Raw genomic sequence first — 4,705 nt, forward strand, 5'->3', positions numbered from 1 at the left:
GTACGGGCCAGCACGGGGCCGCGCTCCGAGCCCGGCGGCGGGTCGAAGCCGGCGGCGTAGCCCAGCACCCGGCCGTAGATGTGCGCGGCACCGCGGGCCTCGGCCGCCTCGGCGTCCTCGACGACGAGCAGCGCGCCGCCCTCGCCGGGCAGATAGCCGCAGGCGTCGGCGTCGAACGGCAGATAGGCGCGCGCCGGGTCCTGCACGGTGGACAGCTGCCCGGTGGTCAGCTGCGCGGTCAGCCCGTAGGGGCACAGCGAGGCGTCGGTGCCGCCGGTCATCACCAGCTTGGCGCCGGTACGGATCAGCCGCCGGGCCTGGCCGATGGCGTCGAGCCCGCCGGCCTGTTCGCAGCACAGCACACCGCACGGGCCTCGCATCCCGTGCCGGATGGAGACCTGGCCGGTGGTGGCCGCGTAGAACCAGGCGATGGACTGGTAGGCGCCCACCCAGTCGGGGGCGTGCTGGTAGAGGTTCTCCATCTCGTGCTGGCCGAACTCGGTGCCGCCGGAGGAGCTGGAGGTGACCACGGCCATCTCGTACTCGGGCAGTTCGGCGGGGGTCACCTGCGCATCGGCGATGGCGGCCTCCGCCGCCGCCAGCCCCAGATGGGTCCAGCGGTCCGTCTGCTGGATGAGCCTGCTGGGCACCCGCCCCTTCGCCTCGAAGCCGGGTACCTGGCCGGCGAGCCGCACCGGGTAGGGACTCGGGTCGAAGAGGGTGATCCGGTCGATGGCGGAGCGGCCCGCCAGCACCGCGCGCCAGTGCTCCTCGGCGCCGATACCGGTGGGCGCCAGGACGCCGAGTCCGGTGATGACGGGGGCGCGGGTCGGGGCGGTGACGCCGGTCGCGGAGACCGGCATCGTCCCGGTGGTCGCGGTGGGGCTCATGCTGGTCATACGGCGGCCCCCTCGTAGGCCACAACTCCGGGCCGGGCCAGCACGGTGGCGCTCTGGAAGCCGCCGAAGCCGCTGCCGACGCTGAGGACCACGTCCATGGGGTGCTCGCGCGCGGTGAGCGGTACGTAGTCCAGGTCGCACTCGGGGTCGGAGTTGTGCAGATTGGCGGTGGGCGGCACGACCTGCCGGTCGAGCGCCAGTGCGCAGGCGGCCACCTCGATGGAGCCGATGGCACCCAGCGAGTGGCCCACCATGGACTTGATGGAGCTGACCGGGACCCGGTAGGCGTGTTCGCCCAGGCTGCGCTTGAACGCGGCGGTCTCGTGACGGTCGTTCTGCTTGGTGCCGGAGCCGTGCGCGTTGATGTAGTCGACGGCCGTCGGATCGAGCCGGGCGCGGTCGAGGCAGACCCGGATGGCCTCGGCCATCTCGCGCCCGTTGGCCTTCAGACCGGTCATGTGGAAGGCGTTGCTGCGGCCCGCGTAGCCGACGATCTCCCCGTAGATCCGCGCCCCGCGCGCCTCGGCCGCCGCCTTCTCCTCCAGCACCAGTACGGCGGCGCCCTCGCCGAGGACGAAGCCGTCCCGTTCGGCGTCGAAGGGACGGGAGGCGTGCTCGGGGTCGTCGTTGTTGGGGGAGGTGGCCTTGATCGCGTCGAAGCAGGCCGAGGTGATCGGGGAGAGGGGCGCGTCGGTGGCGCCGGCCAGCACCACGTCGCTGCTGCCCTCCTCGATCAGCTGCACGCCGTGCCCGATGGAGTCCAGCCCGGAGGTGCAGCCGGTGGAGACGAGCGCCACCGGGCCCTCGGCGCCGACCTCCCAGGCGACCTCGACGGCGAGGGTGGAGGGCACCATGTAGCCGTACAGATGCGGCACGCCGTAGGTGTGGTCGACCAGCCAGTGCTTTCCGGCGTCGCTGAGCAGGACGTACTCCTCCTCCAGGCCCATGGTGCAGCCCACCGCGCTGCCGATGCTCACCCCGGTGCGGGCCGGGTCGGCGGCGGCGAAGTCGTAGCCGCTGTCCTCCACGGCCTCCCGGGCGCCGACGACGGCGAACTGCGCGGCCCGGTCCATACGGCGGATCTGCCGCGGGGTGAGGCCGGCGGCGACCGGGTCGAAGTCGGCCTCGGCCGCCATCCGGGAGCGGAAGCCGGTGGGATCGAACAGCGAGATGCGGCGGGTGGCGGTACGGCCGTCGGACAGCAACTTCCAGAACGCCTCCCGGCCCACCCCGCCGGGTGCGACCACCCCTACGCCGGTGACCACCGCGCGGCGGCCGGTGGCCGGCCGACCGGTCACGAGGCACCGCCGACCGACGGGTTGGGCTGCTCGGGCCGTGCCACCTTCTCGGTGTCGACGTGTCCGAGGTCGGGCCGGGGCGCCAGCGGCGAGAGGTGGAAGGCGGCGTGCGCGCTCTCGGTGCCGGTGTTGACCAGCCGATGGCGCACCCCGATGGGCACCAGCAGCGAGTCGCCGGGGCCCAGCTGCACGGCCTGGCCGTCCATCGTCATCTCCAGCCGGCCGGTGACGACGTGCAGGAACTCCTCGGAGTAGGGGTGGTAGTGCTCGGTGACGTGCTCGCCCGGCTCCAGGCTCAGCACCCCGCCGAAACCGCTGGTGCATCCCGTGGTCTTCGGGCTGAGCGTGGTCCTGATGTCGCCGCCGCGCCGGGTGTTGGCCTCGACGTCGTCGGCGTGCACCCGGACGGTGCGCGTGATCTCGGTGGTCACTGACCCCGCCTCCTCATCGGCTGTCGCTGGCAGCGCCGTGCACCGTCGCAGCCGCGCCTACAAGCCGACTCGAACCGCCGTCGATGGCCGAACCCGCCATGGAAGGCTGCGCCCCGTCAGGGGCGCGGAGAACGGCTCCCCTGGGGGTACCTCCCGGCCGGAGGCTGGGGGACTCCGGCCGGGAGGTGCCCCCAGCGACCAGGAAGCGCCCGCAGCCTGCGACGAGCAGGACGCGGCACCCCGCACCCAGCGGAACTCAAGTGCGGGGCGAGCGCGATGGGGCCGGATGGTGGCACTGTCCGCGACAGCGAGGAGCAGCCCATGCCGTTCGCCGCCATCACCTACGACATCAAGGCGGGGTACGAGAAGGAGATATCGGAGATCTTCGGCAACTTCCGCCGGGTCGGCTCGCCCGTCGTCCAGGACGAGTCGGGCGGCGAGACGGCGCGCATCCTGTCCACCGCGGTCTTCATCCGCGACGACACGATGGTGCGGGTCATCGAGTACGAGGGCGACCTGGACGCCATCGCCCGGCACATGGCGACCCAGCCCGGTGTGCGTGAGGTGGAGGAGAAGCTGGCCCCGTATCTGTCCCGGCCCCGCGCGACCGACACCGTCGAGGGCTTCGTCGCCACCTTCCGCCGCTCCCTGCTGACCTGTATGGCCCAGATGTCGGTCCGGGACGCCGCCTGACGAGACCGTTCGCCGCCGCTCAGCCGGTCACGGTGCCGCACTCCCGCTCGTCCCGTTCGGGCAGCGCGGCCGCGGCGGCGTGCAGCAGATCGAGGGCCTGCGGGAGGAACGGGTTGGGGTCGGTGGTGCGCCGGGTGGCGTAGACACGACGGGTGTGGCTGGGGTCGGTGAGCCGGGCCAGGCGCGTCCCGGGGGCCTTGGACGCGCTCGGGGCGTCCACCACGGCGAGCTCGGGCGCGATGGCCACGCCCAGCCCCTGCCGGACCAGTTCGTAGGGCAGGTTGTAGTCGTTGGTGCGGAAGAGCACCTCGGGCAGGAAGCCGCCGGCGGCGCAGATGTGACGCAGACAGCGCGCGGCGTCGGTGTCCTCGTGGTAGCTGATCCAGCGCTCGTCCCGCAGCTCGGCCAGGCGCAGATGCGGCCGTCCGGCGAGGGGGTGGGTCGCGGGAAGAAGCAGGTGGAGCGGCTCCTCCAGCACGAGTGTGTGCTCCAGGCCCTCGGGCCAGTTGTGCGGCACCACGCCGTACTCGAAGATCACGGCCAGGTCCAGCCGCCCCTCCAGCACGGCGGGGACCGTGACCTGCGGGTCGCCCTCCTCGTAGCGCACCTCGACCTCCGGCCGGTCGCGGAGGAACCCCGTCAGCACCGTCGGCACCAGCCGGAACCCCGCGGACCAGAAACTGCCCAGCCGCAGCCGTCCGCGCTCGGCGGCGGCGTAGGCACGCATCTCGTTCTCCGTCGCCGTCAGGTCGGCCAGCAGACGTCCGGCGCGCCGGGCGAGCTGCAGCCCGGCGGGGGTGGGCCGCACGCTGCGCGGTGAGCGCTCGAACAGCTGCACGCCCAGGGCGCGTTCGACGGTGGAGATCTGCTGGGAGACGGCGGAGGGCGTGTAGCCGAGGCGCTGGGCGGCCGTGCGGAAGGAACCGGCGGCGACCACCTCGCATATGGCCTGCAGCTGCGGAGCTCGGCGTCGGGCGGGGCGCCGGATGGCGCCACCCCGCGCCGCTCGTCCAATGGGGCCACAGCGAGGAGGAACAGCGCACCCTCCGCGCGCGTGCCCAGCGCCTCGCCGAGTGGGGGCACCCCTGCCGCAGCGCCGACCCCGGCGAGCTGAGCGCACTGGCACCCGGCGTCGACCCGGCCTCCTGCCGCGCCTCCGAACTCGTCGTGCACGACGACGCCGCCTGGTACGACGCGCCCCTCCTGGCGCGCACCCTGCTGGATCGCGCCGCGGCCCTGGGAGCCGACATCCGCTACGACAGCCCCGTGACCGCACTGCTGCGGGACGGCGAGCGCGTGTGCGGAGCCGAGGCGCGCGGCCGGCGCTTCGAGGCCGATCACGTCGTCAACTGCGCGGGTCCCGACGCCGGACACATCGCCGCAC

6 protein-coding genes are annotated in these 4,705 nt (G+C 73.4%); 2 read left to right on the forward strand and 4 right to left on the reverse strand.

What is annotated here, in order from left to right; genetic code table 11:
* The 3 genes from KBY19_RS35575 to KBY19_RS35585 form a co-directional block, all read right to left on the reverse strand.
* Positions 1-890: beta-ketoacyl synthase N-terminal-like domain-containing protein (locus KBY19_RS35575; RefSeq protein ID WP_210967494.1), on the reverse strand; the 890-nt coding region annotated here is incomplete at its 3' end.
* Between the two features lie 5 nt (positions 891-895).
* Positions 896-2,197, reverse strand: coding sequence for a beta-ketoacyl synthase (locus KBY19_RS35580; protein ID WP_143674858.1), 1,302 nt, complete (start codon positions 2,195-2,197; stop codon positions 896-898).
* Positions 2,194-2,628, reverse strand: coding sequence for a cupin domain-containing protein (locus KBY19_RS35585; protein WP_099879633.1), 435 nt, complete (start codon positions 2,626-2,628; stop codon positions 2,194-2,196). Before KBY19_RS35585 ends, KBY19_RS35580 begins: the two co-directional genes overlap by 4 nt.
* Before the next feature lie 321 nt (positions 2,629-2,949).
* Between KBY19_RS35585 and KBY19_RS35590 the strand changes: the two genes are divergently transcribed.
* Positions 2,950-3,321: a SchA/CurD-like domain-containing protein gene (locus KBY19_RS35590; protein ID WP_099879635.1), complete on the forward strand. Its 372-nt coding sequence runs from the start codon at positions 2,950-2,952 to the stop codon at positions 3,319-3,321.
* A gap of 19 nt (positions 3,322-3,340) precedes the next feature.
* Here the strand turns inward: KBY19_RS35590 and KBY19_RS35595 are convergent, their stop codons facing one another.
* Positions 3,341-4,336, reverse strand: coding sequence for a LysR family transcriptional regulator (locus KBY19_RS35595; protein WP_307843708.1), 996 nt, complete (start codon positions 4,334-4,336; stop codon positions 3,341-3,343).
* On the opposite strand from KBY19_RS35595, the gene KBY19_RS37115 reads away from it, so the two are divergent.
* Positions 4,264-4,705, forward strand: a 442-nt coding sequence (locus KBY19_RS37115; RefSeq protein ID WP_307843709.1) for an FAD-dependent oxidoreductase, incomplete at its 3' end; no start/stop codon positions are given. The genes KBY19_RS35595 and KBY19_RS37115 overlap by 73 nt on opposite strands.

The sequence above is a fragment of the Streptomyces sp. B15 genome (assembly GCF_018070605.1).
GTDB lineage: Bacteria > Actinomycetota > Actinomycetes > Streptomycetales > Streptomycetaceae > Streptomyces > Streptomyces smyrnaeus.

What these genes read in the sequence shown, in the direction of transcription:
- KBY19_RS35590 (WP_099879635.1), top strand. Translation starts at nt 2,950, where the DNA reads ATGCCGTTCGCCGCCATCACCTACGACATCAAGGCGGGGTACGAGAAG.